The sequence below is a fragment of the Halonatronomonas betaini genome (genome assembly GCF_015666175.1).
GTDB classification, from domain to species: domain Bacteria; phylum Bacillota; class Halanaerobiia; order Halanaerobiales; family Halarsenatibacteraceae; genus Halonatronomonas; species Halonatronomonas betaini.
Genome location: NZ_JADPIE010000007.1, coordinates 150,569 through 169,226, shown reverse-complemented (window position 1 = coordinate 169,226; position 18,658 = coordinate 150,569). Strand labels below are relative to the sequence as shown.

Sequence of the window (18,658 nt, the reverse complement as noted above, 5' to 3'; positions counted from 1 at the left end):
AATAGAAGATTAATATTAGTAATTTTTATGATTAGCACTAAAATGCTGCCACAGTACCGTCTGTCCTTGGTTCTGTTGCACCTGCCAGTACTCCAGTATCTTCATCTTTCCAGATGATCTGGCCTCTGCCAAAGCTGCCTGATGATAATGAGACCTGGATTTCATGGCCTTTATCTGCCAGCAAAGTTGCTTCTCTGGTTGGAAAGTTGCTTTCAACTTTTATTTTTTTGCCTTCTGTCCATTGCCAGCGGGGGGCGTCCAGGGCTGCCTGGGGATTAAAGCCTCTATCTATGGTATTCATGATAACCTGAAGGTGACCCTGGGGCTGCATGAAGCCACCCATAACTCCAAATGGGCCGATAGGTTTATTATCTTTAGTCATAAAGCCAGGAATAATTGTGTGATAGGTCCGTTTGCCAGGCTCCAGGCTATTGTCATGTTCTGGATCAAGGCTAAAGGTATGGCCACGGTTCTGCAATGCTATTCCTGTGCCAGGTACAACTATTCCTGAGCCGAAGCCCATATAGTTGCTCTGGATGAATGATACCATCTGGCCATCTCTATCTGCCGCGGCGAGATAGACAGTTCCTCCCTTTGGTGGCTGGCCTGGTTCTGGTGTTAGAGCTTCCTGGCCGATTAATTGACTTCTCTTTTCTGCATATTCCTGGCTGAGGAGCTCTTCTGGTTTTAGTGACATCTTGTCTGGATCAGTTATATATTTATGGCCATCTGCAAAGGCAAGCTTTAGGGCTTCAATTGATTTATGATATTTTTCTAACTGGCTTAATCCTTCCAATTTGAATTCCTTTAGGATATTTAAAGCTATTAAAGCTATGATACCCTGGCCATTAGGGGGGAGTTCCCAGATGTCATAACCTCGATAATTTACAGATAGAGGTTCTACCCATTCTGGCTTGAAACTGGCCATGTCATCTCCTCGTATAAATCCATTATGCTGCTGGGAAAATTCATCAATCTTCTCTGCAATTTCTCCATTATAAAAGCTTTCTGCACCTGTGTGGGCTATTGATTTTAGAGTCGCTGCATGATCAAAGGAGCGCCAGGTTTCTCCAGCCCCGGGGGCATTGCCATTTTTATCAGTAAATGTTTTAAACCAGCTCTCAAATTCATCCCCATCAAGCTTCTTTTTATAAACTTTGGCTGCCCGCTGCCAGGCTGCTGCTGTTACTGGTGATACCGGGAATCCGTTTTCTGCGTATCTGATAGCTTCACTTAGAACTTCTATTAATGGCAATTTGCCGAATCGATAGCTTAAAGCTGCCCAGGCTGCTGGAGCCCCTGGGACTGTTACCGGAGTTAGGCCATATTTAGGCATCTTATCATGGCCGAGTTCTTTGACCTTTTCTCTGGAAATAGCTGCCGGGGCCTGTCCGCTACTATTTAAGCCATGGAGCTTGCCATCTACCCAGACTATTGCAAAGGCATCAGAACCAATACCATTTGAGGTTGGCTCTAAAACTGTCAGAGCCGCTGCTGTGGCTACTGCTGCATCAACTGCATTCCCGCCACGACGAAGAACTGACAAGCCGGCCTGGGCTGCCAGCGGCTGAGAAGTTGCCACCATACCGTTAGTGCCAAAAACTGTCATTCTCTGTGATTTATAAGGGTTATCAAGATAATTAAATTCATCTAATTTCATTTTATCTGCCTCCTGTGGCTGATATTTTTTCCTGTATTATATTAATTCAGTAAATCAATGGATTCTCCTGCTTTTTGGTAACCACTTAATTATATATTTTTATTGCTTTCTTTATTTCAAGCAAAAAATCCAGCAGGTATTTCACAACTGGATTTTTTAATTAACCTATATTTTATTATATTAATTATTAAGGGACAAGAACTAAATCAATTACATGGATTACACCATTTAATGTCTGGATATCTGTTCTTGTTACTTTAGGTTGTCCTAGAAATACCTCGCCACCATCTATTGTTATTTCAATTGTTTCACCTAAAAGGGTTTCAACTTCCTGGCCATCTAAACCAACAACAGTTTCTGCCATAACCTGGCCTGAAACCACATGGAATAATAAAACATCGGCTAAGTCTTCTGGATTATCTAAAAGTTCTTCTAATACTCCTGATGGTAATGCCTCAAAGGCTTCATCAATTGGAGCAAAAACTGTAAAGAGACCTGGACCTTTTAGGGCTTCAACTAAACCTGCTCTTTCTACAGCTGTAACAAGAGTATCAAATCCGGCAGCCACTGCTGTCTCAACAATATCAGCTGGCCATAAAACTCCATCAATTACATGAATTACTCCATTACTTGCTTCAATGTCCGGGGCTATAACCTGAATATTATCATTTAAAAATACTCCATCATTAATGGAGATATCTATTTCCTGTGGGCTTAAAAGTGTCTCAGCTGATATACCATCTTCAAGGTCTGTAGACATTACTTTGCCTGGAACAACATGGAACTTAAGGATATTACCTAATCTTGGATCACCAAGAAGCTCTTCAGCTGTTAAACCAGCTTCTTCTAAAAACTGATTAAATGCTTCATCATTAGGTGCAAAAACAGTTAAAGGACCTTCACCTTTTAATGCATCAACTAATCCTGCCTCCTCTGCAGCTGCAAGAAGTGTTGTGAAACCACCAGCATCTTGAGCAGTCTCTACTATATCCATCTGATGAGAATGGGCATCTACAGTTAAATTTAAAGCTGGACTAAATAAAAATAATACAAGAGCAAAAACTAAACCTATTTGACCGATTTTGTTTAACCTACTTAATTTTTTCATTTTAAATACCCCCTGTTTATTATCTTGATTTTTTTATTATATACTTTAATAATTAACAATAAAAGTTACTAGTTAACAATTTTATCTATTTAAATAAATATTTTTTCAAAAATAAAACCACCCTGTTTAAGGGTGGTGGGAAAATATTAATCAATTTTATCTCCTGCACTTGATTGATATCGATGTTTTTCAAAGTCATCCTTTGAGTAATAAAGTTCTAAGATTGCCTTGCACTCAGCACATGATTCTTCTTCACTGGAGTTAATCGTTGCTGCGGTATAATATTCTGCACCACATTCAGGGCACCTAAACCAGGTAGGCATTATCATCAACTCCTTACTTTATGGAATAAATTCTATAAAATAATGATTAAATTAGATCATACTGCCAGGATCAACATTTTTTTCGAACTCTTCTTCAGTCAGATAACCATCCCCAACAGCTACCTCTTTTAAAGTTTTACTTTCTCTGTGTGCCTTGTTTGCAATCTCTGCAGCTTTCTCATAACCAATTAATGGAGTTAGAGCTGTCACCAGCATTAATGAGCGGTTGAGATATTTACTTAAATTTTTTGAAAGAGGTTTAACTCCTTTAAGACATCTTTTCTCAAAGGATTTTACGGCATCTGCCAGGAGATTAATGCTCTGCAATAAATTATAAATCATAACTGGTTTGGCAACATTAAGCTCAAAATTGCCACTGGAACCTGCCAGATTTATTACTGTATCATTTCCAACTACCTGATAAGAAACCTGGAGCAGGGCTTCTGCCTGGGTTGGATTTATCTTACCTGGCATAATTGAACTCCCTGGTTCATTAGCCGGGATTTCTATTTCTGCCAGACCACAACGGGGACCAGATGCCAGCCAGCGAATATCATTGGCAATTTTAATAAGGCTGGTTGCAATTGTTTTTAAAGCCCCGCTACAATTAACAATGCTATCATGGGCAGCGATGGCTTCAAATTTATTTGGGGCTGCTTTAAAGTTAAATCCTGTCAGTTGATTAAGATTGGATACAACTTCATTGTCAAAACCTTCCGGAGTATTTAACCCGGTGCCGACTGCTGTACCTCCAATAGCCAATTCCTTTAGATGAGCAAGACTATCTTCAAGATGACCAAGTCCGTGTTGTACCTGGCTGGCATAACCTGAAAATTCCTGGCCCAGGCTGACCGGGGTTGCATCCATTAGATGGGTTCTACCAGTTTTAATCTGGTCTGAAAATTCTTCAGACTTCTCTTCTAAGGTTTCATGAAAATTTTCTAAGGCCGGTTTTAATTTTTTTCCAATAGCTAGGGTAGCGGCGACAGACATTGCTGTCGGGAAAGTATCATTGGATGATTGAGACATGTTCACATCATCATTAGGATGAAGGGGATCATGAGATCCTTGTTCATTGCCTGCAATCTCTGAAGCCCGATTACTGATAACTTCATTGACATTCATATTGGTCTGGGTTCCAGAACCTGTCTGCCAGACAACTAATGGAAAATGGTCATCCAGCCTGCCAGTAATTATTTCTTCTGTAACTCTTTCAATAAGTTCTAATTTCTCCTCTGAAAGTTTACCTAATTGATGGTTGGCCCTGGCTGCAGCCAGTTTGACCATGCCATAAGCTTTTATTACCTCCTCTGGTATCTTTTCTTTACCAATTGGAAAATTATTTCTTGAGCGTTCTGTCTGAGCACCATAATAAACTTTTTTGGGAACCTTAACTTCTCCTAGTGAATCCTGTTCTAAACGAAACTCTGAATCCATGAATTTATTTCCCCCTGTAATTATGACTAACTGAATATAAGCATTATTAACTCTTATACTTTAATTATATACTAATTTTTAGTAATTTAGCAAGTTAAAAATTTAAAAATAACTTTATTTTATTCCTCTAGCTGTATATTTTGTATGAAGTAAATCATGTGCTTTATGACTTCCAGGCTCTCCTAAATAATCAGCATATAATTTTTTGATCATTGGATTATCATGGGAACGGCGAATCTTTTTAGTATGATCTATTTGGTATAAAGCTTTCTGCCTCTTTTCTCGGACTTCCTGTCTGGTAGTATTTCCAGTCGGCAGCGGCTGGCCACCTCCACCAATACAGCCACCTGGGCAGGCCATGAATTCTATAAAATGATATTCTTTACCCTCTTTAAGCATCTCCATAACTCTATGGGCATTAGCCAGTCCATTAGCAACAGCTACATTCACTGTAAGATCATCAGTAATCTTAATACTGGCCTCTTTAATCCCCTCTAAACCTCTAACAGCATTGATTTCAATATCTTCAAGTTCTTCACCTGTTATAATATGATAGGCTGTTCTTAAAGCAGCTTCCATTACTCCACCGGTATTTCCAAAAATATCTGCAGCGCCGCTGGAAAAGCCCAGTAGTTCGTCATAGTCTGATTCATCCTGCTCACAGAGGTTAAGTCCTGCTGACTTAAACATCATTGCTGCCTCTCTGGTTGTCAGAACATAATCTACATCATCACCCATTTCAGGCCGCTGAGCCTCAAATTTCTTGGCAGTACAGGGCATTATTGAAACAGAAACAATATCTTCCCTCGGTATCCCTGATTCTTCAGCATAATAGCTTTTTGCAATTGCTCCAAACATCTGTTGTGGAGATTTAGCTGTTGAAAGATGCCCTAAATATTCAGGATAAAAATGTTCTATAAATTTAATCCAGCCCGGGCTACAGGATGTAAAAACTGGTAGATCTTGATTTTCAGTTATTCTTTTAACGACTTCAGTTGCTTCTTCCATAATTGTCAGATCAGCTGTAAAATTAGTATCAAAAACTCTGTCAAAACCGAGTCTTCTTAAACCTGCAACCAGTTGACCTGTTGCAACTGTACCAGGCTCTGCCCCAAAGGATTCAGCAATAGCTACCCTGACTGAAGGGGCAGTCTGGACAATAACATGTTTGCTCTCATCATATAGAGCTTCCCAGACCTTATCATAATGATAAACTTCATGAAGCGCACCCGTCGGGCAGGAGATAATGCACTGGCCACAGTTTGTACATTCCACATTTCCAATGCCTCTATCTTCAAAGGTTGTAACTATTGTCTCAGGACCCCGGCCTGCATTTGCAAAGATCCCGATCCCCTGAATCTCCTGACATTTTCTGATGCATCGGTCACAGGTTATACATTTATTAGGTTCTCTGGCAATAGCATAGCTGGAAAAATCTTTGCTATGACCTCTAATAATTGGATCCAGTCTCATCCTTGTAACTCCAATGTCTTCAGCTACCTCTCTCAATTCACAACTAGAAGCTCTGGAACAGGTCAAACAGTTGAGCTCACAGCTAATATCATGTGAAGCTATAATCATCTCAAAAATGGTTTGTCTAATATCTCTGACTTTAGGAGTGTGGGTTCTAATAACCATGCCATCCTCAGCTTCAGTGGCACAGGCAGGCATTAAGCTATCTTTATTATCGACTTCAACGATGCAGAGACGGCAGCCACCAAAGACAGAAAGTTCTTCCTCATAACAGAGTGTTGGAATCTTAACTTTAGCTGCTCTAGCAGCTTCCAAAATAGTTGTTCCAGGTTCAACGCTGATTTCTTGATTATCAATAATCAACTTGATCATCTCTGACCACCTCCAATAATCAACTCTTCAGGAAATTTATAAAATAATGATCTAGCCAGAGATAATGAAGTCTGTCCCAGGCCACAGCGGGCAGCCCCTGAAATTGCCTTGCCAATATCAGCTAAAATATCTACATCTTCCTGATAAAATTTGCCATTATGATGCTTTTTGAAAATATAATCTATATGGCGATTCCCCTCCCGGCAGGGAAAACAGGTTCCACAGGTTTCATCCATATAAAAACGCCCAACTCTCTGCAGGATTTCTAATAGCTGGTGCTTCTGACCGATTGCTATAATTGCCCCTGAACCAAGACTGGAACCGGCAGCTTCAATGCCCTCATAACTATACTGACAATCTAATTCTTCAATAGTTAAGGCTGCAGTTGAAAGTCCTCCAGGAATAATGAATTTAAAGCTATCATCCTTTAACGGTCCTCCTCCAAGTTCATATAGAATATCTCTGAGAGTTGTTGAACCAAACTCAACTTCATAAACTCCAGGTTTTTCAATATCTCCACTGAGGCAGATTAATTTAGTTCCCCGACTATTTTTTGTTCCAAGCCCAGTATAATAATCTGCACCCTGATTAATTATTTCAGCTGCAGCTGCCAGACTCTCAACATTATTAACAACTGTTGGCCTGTCAAATAAGCCTGCTTGAATAGGATATGGTGGTTTTATTCTGGAAATACCTCGCTTACCCTCAATCGAATTAATCAAGGAAGTTTCATCACCACAGACATATGCTCCACCGCCCCGAACTAAAGTTAATTTAAAATTAAAATCTGAGCCAAAGATGTTATCTCCTAAAACTCCTTGCTTCTCTGCTTCTTCTATAGTTTTTTTAAAAATTTTTATTGGCTCAGTATACTCTCCTCTAATATAAATAAAACCCTCATTTGCTCCAATCGCTCTGGCAGCAATTAAAATACCCTCTAAAACCTTGAGTGGTCTTTCTTCTAAAAGATACCTGTCCTTAAATGTGCCTGGTTCACCTTCATCTGCATTACAGATAATATATTTTTTCTCTCCAGTTTCTGCTAATGCCAGCTCCCATTTTACTCCAGTTGGAAATCCTGCTCCACCCCGGCCCTTTAAACCTGACTTCTTAATCTCATCAATAATCCCTTCAGGCCTCAGCTTTAAAGCTTTTTGTAAACCTTTAAAATCATATTCTTCTGCTTTTAATAGCGGAGGGCCCATTAATAATTTATGCTCAGTAACCAATGAAATCCCCTCCTGAATTTAATTGACTTTCTTTAAAATCTTTAATGCCTGACCAGGTGTAAGATGGGTATAGATTTCATCATTAACCATCATCACCGGGCCTTCACCACAATAGCCGAGACATTCAACAATCTCCAGGGTAAATAGTCTATCTTCACTTGTCTCTCCATTCTCCAGGCCAAGGTACTCTGAGACCGATTCTACAAGTTGATGAGAATCGTGCAAATAACAGGATAAGCTATCACAGATTCTAACAATATATTTGCCTGTCGGTTCAGTATGAAATAGAGAGTAAAACTTTATCACGCCATACAGTTCAGCTCGGGGACGATTGTATTTCTCTGCCAGTTTGTCAATCTCCACTTCTGGAATATAACCATAGGTCTCCTGGATATTATGCAGAAGTTCTAAAAGAATCTCCTGGGTTTTCATCTTTTCACCTCCTCAAGTTAATTATACCACAAAAGAATTTAGTATTATATACACTTTTTCATGTATATTTATACTTTGTGTGGATTAAAATTGCCCCTGCAAGATCTCTACAGGGGCAAAGTTTTTTAGATATAAAATTATTATTTTTACTCAGGAACCTCATGACCATAGCGATTATAATGGATTTTATTATATGGTAGATCGTCAAGATCATACTTTTCTTTTTCTTCATCCGGGTAACCCAGGGCAATAATCGAATCAACTCTTAATTTATTTGGTAAATTCAATACATCCTTAACATACTCTTCTGAATCACTGCCGTCCTGCCGCTGCCTTTTTCTAATCTGAATCCAGCAGGAGCCAAGATCTAAATCAACAGCTTCCATCTGAATATTGGTAGCTGCAATCGAACAGTCTTCAACCCAGACATCGCTAATTTCAGGGTCTGCAGCTATTACAATTGCTAGCGTTGCCCCGGCTAAAAATGATGAACCTCCTGCTTTAGCTTCAGATAACTCCTGGAGGAGGTCTTTATCATCAACCTGAACAAACTGCCAGGGCTGACTTCCCCGGGATGTAGGCGAAAGCAAGGCTGCCTGGAGCAGAGATTGAATCTTTTCACCTTCAATCTCCTGATTCTTATATTTACGAATACTTCTCCGCTCTTCTAATAATTTCATATACATAATTATTCCCTCCTTGACAGATAGTATTGAATTTCCGCTACTGTTGGCATCTGTAAAACTTTCTGAATTAATTCTGTTTTGTCTCGATTGAGCCACTTATTTATTGTCTCTTTGGCTGGAAGAATAGAGACCGGGCTCATACTTAATTGATCTATACCAATTCCAAGCCAGAATGGAATTAGTAACTTATCACCAGCTGCCTCTCCACACATGGCCACAGGTATATCAAACTCTCTACCAGCAGCAGCTACTCTGGTAATCATTCTTAGAATCGCCGGATGATAAGGAGTAAACTGATCTTTAATCTTCTCATTAGTTCTATCTACCGCCAGAGTATACTGGACTAAATCATTGGTACCTATACTTAAAAAATCAACTTCTTCAGCCAGTTCTCTGACCATTGCAACAGCAGAGGGCACTTCAATCATGATCCCTATTTCTGGATCTCCAATCTCAACATCCTCTTCTAATAATTCCAGCCTGGATTGACGGAGTACACTATTGGCATTGCGGACCTCTTCAATAGCTGAAATCATCGGATACATTATCTTAACATTTCCAAATTTAGATGCCCTTAAAATTGCTCTAAGCTGAGTTTTAAAGAAATCTTTATTATTAAGAGAAATTCTAATCCCCCGATAACCCATCGCTGGATTTATCTCTTCTGGAAATTCAAGGTATTCAGGTTTTTTATCTGAACCGATATCCACTGTCCTGATTACAACTGGACGATCTCCCACTTTTTCAACTACTTCTTTATAAATCTGAAACTGCTCTTCTTCACCTGGGAGGTCATCTCTATCTAAAAAGAGAAACTCAGTGCGAAAAAGTCCTATTCCATCAGCACCTCTGGCCAGCATCGGCCCGAGATCGACTGTACCGCCTATATTGGCATTTACATAAACTCTCCTGCCATCTTTTCTCTCCAGTTTCATATCTTTATATTTCTCTAACTCTTTTTCCCGGAGTTCCAGTTCCTGATATCTTTTTTTATAGTTAGAAATTGTCTTTTCATCTGGGGAGATAAAAATCAAACCATCATCGCCATCAACGATTAATTCATCTCCCTGGCCTATCTGGCTGATAACCTCAGCTCCAAGGCCCACAACCGTTGGGATCTCGAGAGATCTGGCAAGAATTGCTGTATGGGAGGTTCTTGAACCCTCAGCCAGAACAATCCCCATAACACGATTTGTATCTAACCTGGCGATCTCTGAGGGAGTAAGTTCATAGGAAACTAAAATGACTTCATCTTCAATCAAGCTCTGATCAAGTTCCATTCCCTGGAGCAATCTTAAAATTCTATCTCCAATATCCTTTATATCTGTCTCCCTGGCATTAATATAACTTTCTTCCATTTCAGCAAATTGAGCAGCAAAATTTCTAATAACCCTTTGAACGGCAACTTCAGCAGTTACCTGTTCCTCTCTAATAATTTTTTCAACTAAATTATGAAATTCTGGGTCATTCATTATCTGAATATGGGTTGTAAATATCTCTGACTCCTGGGCGCCCACTTCTTTTTTAACCTTATGCCTCAAATCCTTTACATCCTCTTTACCTTCAGCAATTGCCTGATAAAATCTTTTAATCTCAAGTTCAGATTCTGCCTCTTCTATATCTTTTTGAACAAACTGAAATTCATGTCTTTCCTGGATAAGAGCCTGGCCAATGGCAATTCCAGGAGAAGCAGCAGTTCCCTGATTTCCTTCCATGATATCTCTCCTTTTATATACTTAATCAAACTTTTTACCTAAGATTAGATTAATTATAACATATATCTAGATGATAAAAAGCATCTATTCAAAGTCAGCGGTATCACCAGGTGTCAGATCTCCTGTAATCACAGGGTTTTTTGCCCCGGTAACAGAAGGAAGATTTCCCTGTCTTTTCATGATAGATTCCCGGGCTAAAAGTGCAAAGGCCACAGCCTCTTTCTGATCGGCATCTATTGCCGGAATATCATATTGACTATAATCTTTATCTGCAAGAGAAATCAAGTCAGTTCGGTAATTATGGAATCTTTCAGATATCTCTTTTTCAATTAACTCAAGGAGAGTTGTATTATGACTCCCACCGCCACTTATAATAACCTCAAGACAGTCAGACTTTTTTAAAGTTATCATTTCTTCTGAAGCAAGTTCCTCCTGAAAACTTTCTACCAGAGAACTGGCAGTAAACTCTGTTAAAGTCCTTATAATATCAATATCTTTTACACCTCTAGCATAAGCCTCTTTTACCATTTTCTCAGTATATTGTCTGCCAAAATCATACCGTCCTGTTGATCGTGGGTATGCTCTATCAAAAAATTCATGCTTAAAAAGACGGTCATATAAAATCTGATCGAGCTCACCCTGGCTGGCTATAGCTCCATCTTTATCGTAATTCGACTTACCATCAGTTAGTAACTGAACTCCAGCATCTATCATCATATTACCTGGACCAGTATCACTCCCTCTAACATCCCTGCGATTGCAATCAGCTGGCAGCCAGGTATAGTTGGCAATTCCGCCTATATTTACTAAAAAGCGATGGCTGTGGCTGCTTCGATATAATAAAAAATCAATTAATGGCACAAGGGGAGCTCCTTCCCCACCGGCAGCGATGTCTTTAAGCCTAAAATTAGTAATTGTATCAACACCGGTCCGCTCAGCTATAACAGATCCAGAACCAAGCTGGAGGCTTACAGTCTTGCTGCCACCAGGTTTATGAAAAACAGTCTGGCCATGACAGCCAATTAAATCAAGTTCTGATAATTGAAGTCCAGCCTTAGAACTGGCTGTCCTGACTGCCTCAGCATAGAGTTCTCCAAGCTTCAGGTTCAAACTGGCTACTTCTTCTAAAACCATCCCTGCATCCAGGTGACGATTATTTATCATCTTATCAATTCTTTCTCTTATTTCTGCAGGATATTCTTTTTGAAAATAATCTATAATTTCTACTTTAGAGCTCTCGAACCTATCAGTTTCAATTATTGCCACATCAATCCCATCTAAAGATGTACCTGACATTATTCCAGCAATCTTTAACATCTTATCTCTCCTTTAATCCTGAAGAAAAATCATTATTGTCATTATCTCTAGCTATCTGGAATCCAATCGGCTCAGTATTATGGTTGTCCTCACTCAGTAAGCTATAAATCAAATTGTGCAATCTAGGCCTTAGTTTAATAATCTCCTGGTTCTCTCTGCCACCATTAACTCTGTTTGAAAGCAGAATCACAGTCAATCCACTCTCTGGCAATGTCCAGATTGATGTTCCAGTAAAGCCAGTATGACCAGAGGCTTTACTGCCAAAGTATATTCCAGATGAAGACCTAATATTGCCTCCTTTATCCCAGCCTAACCCTCGTCTTTCACCATTCTTTCTGGTATAAGTCCTGGCCAGGATTCTACTGCTGGCCGGTGATAAAAGATTAATTTCCTTTTCATCCTGGTTAAAGATCATTGCCACCAGTTTAACTAAATCATTAACATTTGAAAATAAACCGGCCTGGCCACTAACACCGTCAAGAAAAGCACAATTCTCATCATGAACCTCACCGTGAATCTGTTTCTCCCGCCAGTCACAATATTCAGTTGGAGCAATATTTTCCTTTGTCAGATCTTCAATATTATCTAATGGATTAAAGCCAGTCTTTTTAAGGCCAGCAGGACCAATTATATATTCTCTGGCATATTCATCAAGGCTTAAACCTAAAATTTTCTCTATAATAAAACCTAAAAGTAAGAAATTAGGATCACTATAAACAATCTGTTGACCTGGCTCAGCTTCTGGTTCTAAATTCAATAGATATTCCAGAACTGCTTCTTTATCTCCAGGCTCTTTCCATAACTGAACTATTGCTGGCAGACCAGAGGTATGGGTCATTAACTGATCAACCCTTATATCTTCAAGCTCTTTACTTATCTCAGGAAAAAAGTCTTTTAAATAATCATGGAGATTTAGCCTCCCTGTTTCATTTAATTGCATAATCCCGGTTGTAGTTATTAAAACCTTTGTCAACGAGGCTAGATCATACACTGTATCAAGTTTAACCCTGGAATCGTCATCATATGATTTCCTGCCAAATGCCTGACTATAAATCAATTTATCTCCCTGGGCAATACCTAAAACAGCACCAGGAAAAACACCTGACTCGACTGCAGTTTCCATAAATTGATTAATTTCATTACAGGCAACTTTATCTAGTTTTAAATTATAATCCCTGGCTTTTTTGGAGCTGGAAATCTTTGAAGCTTTGCCCTTACGAGAAACCTGCTTTTTAAAGTAATTTCTCATTTTTAATTCAACTCCTTCTGGAGAGGAATATATTGATGAACAACTTCATAACCAAATCTTTTATAATATTCTACAAGAGTAGTCCAGTCGATTGTTATCTCTTTATATCCATCATTATACAATTGTTTTAAAATCTGCTGTAAAAAAGGAGTGCTTAAACCCTGACCTCGCCAGTTTTCAGCAATACCTAGAGGGCCTAATCCTGCAAATGTCTCTCCAGAAACACCTCCAAAATTAACATTAGGGCCTCTATAAAACCCATCCTGGCGATTAGTTCTGGCAAAACCTATAATGGCCTTTTTCTTTAATAGTAAATAATAATCCTGAATACCCCCAGGCCAGCAACTAATATTTTCAGCTTCATACTGCCAGCGGCCTGGAAACTCTTCTTTTAAAAATTCTAATAAATTTCTCCTGTCAGTCACTTCTGACTGACGAACCAGATAACTATCATCGGAAAAGTCTCTAGCATCAGGCTCTGATTTATAAACTCTTCTTAGATCAGATTCCAGACCAGCATCCTGAAAACCTGCTTCTAACCAGGCAGTCTTTTCAGATTCATAATCTACTGGCAATCCAGGCAGGAAGTTCTGGGGATCCTGGCCATAACTAATAAATCTAGCTCCAAAATTTTTAAGTTCTTTAGTGACATAAGCTAGCAGTTCTTTCCAGTCAGTAGAACCAGCTCCACTTTCAGCAACAAGCAGAGAAATCCAGCCTCTTTCTGGGCCAACATAATTAGTTAGCTCCTCAACTGGCTGCTTGATAGCTGCAAAAGCTATTAGCCTGTTATTCTCAAAACCTCCAAATAATCTAATCTGAAGGCCTGAATATGGAGCCAGCAAATTCTGACGATATAAATCTCTTTCAAGGCTGTATTTAGTATAATTCTTGTTCCATAGTTTAATTCCTGCATCTAAATCTTCAACTTTTTTTAGTTCTTTTATTATCATTTTATGTTATATCCTCCAGTCTCTACTCTTTGCTGATCTGCATTGCTTCTCTAGTCTTTTGCAAAGCTGCAGTTGTTTCATCATGATTTGCAAGTGCTGTCGCCAGAAATAAAATATCGATCACTGCAAGCTGGGCTATTCTTGAGGCTATTGCGCTCCCTCTATAAGGAGTCTCCCTTGAAGAAGTCAGCAGGGTTATCTCAGACCTTTCACTGACAGGTGAACCAACCTGGGAGGTGATTGCAACCCGCTGACAATCAATTTCATCTAGAATATCGAGAACCTCAATTAATTCCCTTGTCCGTCCAGAGTCAGAGATAGCCACTACTAAATCATCTGGTTTTAATAGTGAAGCCACTGTTTTTTGATTGTGACTGTCAGTCATAGCAATGGCTGGCAGGCCAATTCTAACAAACTTTAATTCAGCATCCCTTGCAACTATTCCAGATGCCCCATAACCAAAGAAATAAAGTCTTCTAGCCGATAAAATCTTTTCCACTACTTTCTGATATAAACCATCATCAATTAACTTATGTGTACTCTCGAGCGATTCATCATAGATCTGAAATAGTTTATCTTTAAGCTGACCAATTGAATCTCCAGGCTCAATTGCCCCATAAATTATCTCCTGGTCATCAGATTCTCGATCAGATCTGGCCAGCATAATTTTTAGTTCCTGATAACCAGAATACCCCACTCGCTGACAGAATTTAACTATCGTCGCTTCTGAGACGCCAATTTCATTTGCCAGATTTGTAATCGAAGAATAAACTACCTCATCAGCATGTTCCATTACATACTCAGCAACTCGCTTTTCTGCTGGTTTCAATGAGTCCATATGTGATTTTATCTGTAATATCTCTCTTGATAACCGATTTGAGTTTCCCAAAAATAAAAACCTCCTTTGTATATTAGAAACCTTTTAATCATTAACCAACTAATATAATCCATATTAATAGTATTCTCTTTAAAATATAAAATACCTTCATAAAATCTTATTTATTAATAAAAAAATATTATTGCTCTATAATAAAAACGTGCAATAAAAAATCCCGACTGTCAGCTTACTCCCAGTCGAGATCTCTAAATCATATATATCTTAGAAAATATTAGCCTGGTCAATCTAATAAACAAAAACTTGAAAACTATTCCCGCATCTTTGGATCAAGTATATCCCTGAGTCCATCACCAAGCAGATTAAAACCTAGAACAACTGTCATAAGGGATAAACCTGGAAATGTTACCCCCCACCAGGCAGTTCTCATATATTGACGCTCAAGTGACATTTGGAAACCCCAGGTTGCCTGTTGTGGTGTTGCTCCCAGGCCTAAAAAGCTTAAGCCGGCCTCTGCTATTATTGGATAAGCTATACCTAGAGTTGCATAAACAATAATAGTAGAAAGACAATTTGGCAGAATATGATTCATCATTATCTTTATGTCATTTAAGCCTATCCCTTTAGCTGCCCAGACATATTCTCTTTCCTTTAATGAAATGACCTCACTTCTAACAAGTCTGGCAAAGGTTGGCCAACCGACAACTGTTAGAGCAATAATTACATTTTCTATCCCCTGACCTCTAATTGCCATTATAGCCATAGCCAGAATTATTCCAGGAAATGCTATAAAGGCGTCAACTATTCTCATTAAGATATTCTCAATCCAGCCACCATAATAACCGGCAATCAAGCCAACAATAATTCCTATGGCTGCCCGAAGCATTACAACGCTTAAACCTACCATCAAAGAAATTCTTGCCCCATAAATAATTCTACTTAAAATATCTCTACCAAAAAAATCAGTGCCTAACCAGAATTCAGCAGAGGGTCCCTGATGGGCATTAATTATATTCTGTTCAAAGGGATTATGAGGGGTTATATATGGTCCTAAAACAGCAATACCAATAAATATAATAACAATTATTAGACCTACAATAGCTGTTGGACTCTTTTTAAATCTTCTAAAAGCATCTTTACGAAAACTCATGCTCCTTTTCTCATTTTTATCTTTTCCTGATTTATTATCTTTTAATTTTTCAGTCGATTGCATTAGCTATTCCTCCAATCATCAAATTATTCATAGCGAATCCTGGGTTCAATAAAACCATAAAGAATATCAGTTAAAAGATTAATTAGTATGAAAATAAAAGCAAAAATAAGTAAATTACCCATAATCATGGGATAATCTCTAGCCAATAATCTGAGGTAAGCAAATCGACCAATTCCAGGATAAGCAAAAACACTTTCAATTATAACAGAACCTCCAAGCCGGGAGCCTAGCTGTATGCCTATTACAGTAATTACTGGCAGCATAGCATTTTTGAGAGCATGTTTATAAATAACAGTCTGATTTTTTAATCCCTTTGACTGGGCAGTTCTGATATAATCTTCTTTGAGAACTTCTAACATGCTGGACCTGGTTAACCTTGTAATAACTCCTGCCGCAGGTAAACCCAAAGCTATTGCTGGCATTATCAAATGGAGCATTGAACCTGAACCACTGGCAGGCAAAAGCCTTAACCTGTATGATAATAAAAGCATTAACATTAAACCTATCCAAAAATTAGGCATAGATAAACCTAAAAGCGCAAATATCCTGGCAAATGAATCAGCAAAGGTATTCTGTTTAACTGCAGAAAGAATACCTATTGGTATCCCAATTCCAATAGAGACAATAAAAGATGCTATAACTAGCTGGATGGTAGCAGGCAATCTTCTAATCAGGGTAATAAAAACCGGTCTACCATCCTGGAGAGAATATCCTAAATCTCCACGAAAAAGCCCTCCAATCCAGTTTAAATACTGCATATGTACTGGCCGGTTTAAACCCATTGATTCTCTTATGGACTCCACCTGTTCAGCTGTAGCATCCTCACCTGCTCTCATAATAGCAGGATCTCCAGGAGTTAAATGTACCAATGAAAAAGTAATCAATGTGACTAACAGAAGTACAGGAATCACCTGAATTATCCTTTTTAAAATATAAATATGCATCCAGCAACATCTCCTCAAAAAATCTTTATTGATTGTAAAAAGAGCAGACAGATCATACTGCCTGCCCTTTATTATATTAACAAATTATCTATTTCAGTTATTCTGACCAGTAGGCATCGATAAGATTTCGACTTCTCTCAACATAGTTATAATCAAAATTGAAATCACTGTCCCAGGCCATCCACATCTGGCTATTTCTTAAAGGAACATTATATGCGTCTTCAGTCATAATCCTCTGTGCTTCTGAATACAATTCTCTTCTGGCGTCCTGATCATCGATTATCCTAACTGCCTGATCAACTAATTCATTGAACTCAGGATTATTATAACCAGTAACACCTTCACCATGTGTAAATCTATTCATGAAATCATGGGGATCATACATGCCAGTTGAGCCCATATGATATAACTCAAAATCACCATCGAGAATTTTTGATAAGGCTGCACTAAATTCCATAGTATCAGCTACAAGCTCTATACCTACGGCCTCATAATAACTTCTGGCAATTTCTCCAAACTGAACATTCTCAGTGCTATTGGACATTGTGATTGTTATTTCCAGACCATCTTCATATCCAGCTTCTGCTAACAATTCTTTAGCTTTTTCAGGATTATATTCATATTTATAAGTTGCCTCTTCATCATAGGCCCAGGTTCCAGCAATAATAGGGTTATGCATAACTGAAGCTGTTGGCCAGACATGACTAACTATAGCCTCTTTATCAAGTGCATAATTCAATGCTTTTCTAACTCTAACATCATTTAAAATATCATGATCTGGATGGGCATGATTTATAGCCACAGGGAAATAATTTAAAGTCCCTGACATCTGCAGAGTAAAATCTGGATCTTCATCAATCATATCTATATCTCTTTCTGGAGGCTGTGTAAAATCAATGCTCCCTGCTAATAATTCTGCAAGTCTGGTTTCTCCCTCTGGGATATCACGGCGAATAATTGTCTCTAAATTAGCAGGTCCATCAAAATAATCATCATATCTTTCCAGTCTTATAAAATCATTAGGATTCCATTCAGCTAATGTATATGGTCCTGTTCCAACTGGATTAAAAGCAAAGGTGCCTTCACCCTCATCATAAGGGTCAGCAGGGGCTAAATGTTCTGGAACAATAAAGCGGCGGAAACCAGTCCAGGCTGCTGCATTTGGCTCAGCAGTTGTTATTTTAACTGTATAATCATCTAAAGCCTCAATAGTATCCATATCGATTCTAGTTCTATGAGGTGAACCAAAATCTTCATTCATCATAGTCTCATAGGTAAAGACAACATCATGGGCGGTAAAAGGCTCACCATCATGCCAGGTTACATCTTCTCTTAATGAAAAAATATAGGTAGTATCGTCAGGAGTTTCTAAATCAGTTGCCAGGTCAAATTCCATTTCCAAATCAGCATTAGGATAGATTAATGAATTAAAGACTAATTCCAATACCTCTTCTGAATAAGCAGAAGTTGTCAGTCTCGGGTCCAGTGAATCTGGATCCTGAGGACCACCCCAGATTAGATCTGTTCTGGCCTCAGCTGCTGCAGGTGCAGGAGCCATAAAACCTAGAACCAATAAAAATGTCATAACTACTATAATACTCTTTTTTAACACATCAATTCCTCCTCATGTTTGTTTTAATTCCATTACCTTCTCAATCTACTCTCCAATATTGACCTTCCCCAATTAAAGCTTTGTATTTATAATATTCACC

Annotated in this window: 16 protein-coding genes; all 16 read right to left on the bottom strand. The window is 38.6% G+C overall.

The features are described 5' to 3' along the window. Positions 1 to 37: 37 nt before the first annotated feature. Positions 38 to 1,660, bottom strand: coding sequence for a gamma-glutamyltransferase family protein (locus I0Q91_RS12215; RefSeq protein WP_270454870.1), 1,623 nt, complete (start codon positions 1,658 to 1,660; stop codon positions 38 to 40). A 187-nt stretch (positions 1,661 to 1,847) separates the two neighbouring features. Continuing rightward, a complete protein-coding gene (locus tag I0Q91_RS12210; protein ID WP_270454868.1) occupies positions 1,848 to 2,768 on the bottom strand; it encodes a fasciclin domain-containing protein in 921 nt (306 codons plus the stop codon). A 146-nt stretch (positions 2,769 to 2,914) separates the two neighbouring features. After that, positions 2,915 to 3,091, bottom strand: coding sequence for a hypothetical protein (locus I0Q91_RS12205; RefSeq protein WP_270454866.1), 177 nt, complete (start codon positions 3,089 to 3,091; stop codon positions 2,915 to 2,917). Between the two features lie 51 nt (positions 3,092 to 3,142). Beyond that, the gene (fumC, locus tag I0Q91_RS12200) at positions 3,143 to 4,528 is read right to left on the bottom strand and encodes a class II fumarate hydratase (protein ID WP_270454865.1); all 1,386 of its coding nucleotides are present in this window, start codon (positions 4,526 to 4,528) and stop codon (positions 3,143 to 3,145) included. A gap of 114 nt (positions 4,529 to 4,642) precedes the next feature. Next, positions 4,643 to 6,373 (bottom strand): NADH-dependent [FeFe] hydrogenase, group A6, encoded by a 1,731-nt coding sequence (locus I0Q91_RS12195; protein ID WP_270454864.1) that lies wholly within the window; start codon positions 6,371 to 6,373, stop codon positions 4,643 to 4,645. Next, the gene (locus I0Q91_RS12190) at positions 6,370 to 7,602 is read right to left on the bottom strand and encodes a complex I 51 kDa subunit family protein (RefSeq protein WP_270454863.1); all 1,233 of its coding nucleotides are present in this window, start codon (positions 7,600 to 7,602) and stop codon (positions 6,370 to 6,372) included. The genes I0Q91_RS12195 and I0Q91_RS12190 overlap by 4 nt, the downstream gene beginning before the upstream one ends. 18 nt (positions 7,603 to 7,620) lie before the next feature. Further along, complete coding sequence (locus I0Q91_RS12185; protein ID WP_270454862.1) at positions 7,621 to 8,034, bottom strand: NADH-quinone oxidoreductase subunit NuoE family protein; 414 nt, start codon at positions 8,032 to 8,034, stop codon at positions 7,621 to 7,623. 146 nt (positions 8,035 to 8,180) lie between these two features. Further along, entirely contained in the window at positions 8,181 to 8,720 is a 540-nt protein-coding gene (locus tag I0Q91_RS12180) for a nitroreductase family protein (RefSeq protein ID WP_270454861.1), read from the bottom strand. A 2-nt stretch (positions 8,721 to 8,722) separates the two neighbouring features. Beyond that, on the bottom strand, positions 8,723 to 10,435 hold the full coding sequence (ptsP, locus tag I0Q91_RS12175) for a phosphoenolpyruvate--protein phosphotransferase (RefSeq protein ID WP_270454860.1): 1,713 nt from the start codon (positions 10,433 to 10,435) through the stop codon (positions 8,723 to 8,725). A gap of 84 nt (positions 10,436 to 10,519) precedes the next feature. Continuing rightward, positions 10,520 to 11,752 carry an anhydro-N-acetylmuramic acid kinase gene (locus I0Q91_RS12170; protein WP_270454859.1) on the bottom strand — a complete coding sequence of 411 codons (1,233 nt, stop codon included), beginning with the start codon at positions 11,750 to 11,752 and terminating at the stop codon, positions 10,520 to 10,522. Between the two features lies 1 nt (position 11,753). Continuing rightward, entirely contained in the window at positions 11,754 to 13,001 is a 1,248-nt protein-coding gene (locus I0Q91_RS12165) for a serine hydrolase domain-containing protein (protein ID WP_270454858.1), read from the bottom strand. 2 nt (positions 13,002 to 13,003) lie between these two features. Next, positions 13,004 to 13,954, bottom strand: coding sequence for a GNAT family N-acetyltransferase (locus tag I0Q91_RS12160; protein ID WP_270454857.1), 951 nt, complete (start codon positions 13,952 to 13,954; stop codon positions 13,004 to 13,006). Between the two features lie 22 nt (positions 13,955 to 13,976). Then, positions 13,977 to 14,843, bottom strand: a complete 867-nt coding sequence (locus I0Q91_RS12155; protein WP_270454856.1) for a MurR/RpiR family transcriptional regulator — start codon at positions 14,841 to 14,843, stop codon at positions 13,977 to 13,979. A gap of 256 nt (positions 14,844 to 15,099) precedes the next feature. Further along, positions 15,100 to 16,002, bottom strand: a complete 903-nt coding sequence (locus I0Q91_RS12150; RefSeq protein ID WP_270454855.1) for an ABC transporter permease — start codon at positions 16,000 to 16,002, stop codon at positions 15,100 to 15,102. Positions 16,003 to 16,025: 23 nt separating this feature from the next. Next, positions 16,026 to 16,946 (bottom strand): nickel ABC transporter permease, encoded by a 921-nt coding sequence (gene nikB, locus I0Q91_RS12145; protein WP_270454853.1) that lies wholly within the window; start codon positions 16,944 to 16,946, stop codon positions 16,026 to 16,028. A gap of 97 nt (positions 16,947 to 17,043) precedes the next feature. Continuing rightward, positions 17,044 to 18,558, bottom strand: coding sequence for an ABC transporter substrate-binding protein (locus I0Q91_RS12140; RefSeq protein ID WP_270454851.1), 1,515 nt, complete (start codon positions 18,556 to 18,558; stop codon positions 17,044 to 17,046). Positions 18,559 to 18,658: the final 100 nt, after the last annotated feature.

What these genes read in the sequence shown, in the direction of transcription:
- I0Q91_RS12215 (WP_270454870.1), bottom strand. Translation starts at nt 1,660, where the DNA reads ATGAAATTAGATGAATTTAATTATCTTGATAACCCTTATAAATCACAG.
- I0Q91_RS12210 (WP_270454868.1), bottom strand. Translation starts at nt 2,768, where the DNA reads ATGAAAAAATTAAGTAGGTTAAACAAAATCGGTCAAATAGGTTTAGTT.
- I0Q91_RS12205 (WP_270454866.1), bottom strand. Translation starts at nt 3,091, where the DNA reads ATGCCTACCTGGTTTAGGTGCCCTGAATGTGGTGCAGAATATTATACC.
- fumC (WP_270454865.1), bottom strand. Translation starts at nt 4,528, where the DNA reads ATGGATTCAGAGTTTCGTTTAGAACAGGATTCACTAGGAGAAGTTAAG.
- I0Q91_RS12195 (WP_270454864.1), bottom strand. Translation starts at nt 6,373, where the DNA reads ATGATCAAGTTGATTATTGATAATCAAGAAATCAGCGTTGAACCTGGA.
- I0Q91_RS12185 (WP_270454862.1), bottom strand. Translation starts at nt 8,034, where the DNA reads ATGAAAACCCAGGAGATTCTTTTAGAACTTCTGCATAATATCCAGGAG.
- I0Q91_RS12180 (WP_270454861.1), bottom strand. Translation starts at nt 8,720, where the DNA reads ATGTATATGAAATTATTAGAAGAGCGGAGAAGTATTCGTAAATATAAG.
- ptsP (WP_270454860.1), bottom strand. Translation starts at nt 10,435, where the DNA reads ATGGAAGGAAATCAGGGAACTGCTGCTTCTCCTGGAATTGCCATTGGC.
- I0Q91_RS12170 (WP_270454859.1), bottom strand. Translation starts at nt 11,752, where the DNA reads ATGTTAAAGATTGCTGGAATAATGTCAGGTACATCTTTAGATGGGATT.
- I0Q91_RS12165 (WP_270454858.1), bottom strand. Translation starts at nt 13,001, where the DNA reads ATGAGAAATTACTTTAAAAAGCAGGTTTCTCGTAAGGGCAAAGCTTCA.
- I0Q91_RS12160 (WP_270454857.1), bottom strand. Translation starts at nt 13,954, where the DNA reads ATGATAATAAAAGAACTAAAAAAAGTTGAAGATTTAGATGCAGGAATT.
- I0Q91_RS12150 (WP_270454855.1), bottom strand. Translation starts at nt 16,002, where the DNA reads ATGCAATCGACTGAAAAATTAAAAGATAATAAATCAGGAAAAGATAAA.
- nikB (WP_270454853.1), bottom strand. Translation starts at nt 16,946, where the DNA reads ATGCATATTTATATTTTAAAAAGGATAATTCAGGTGATTCCTGTACTT.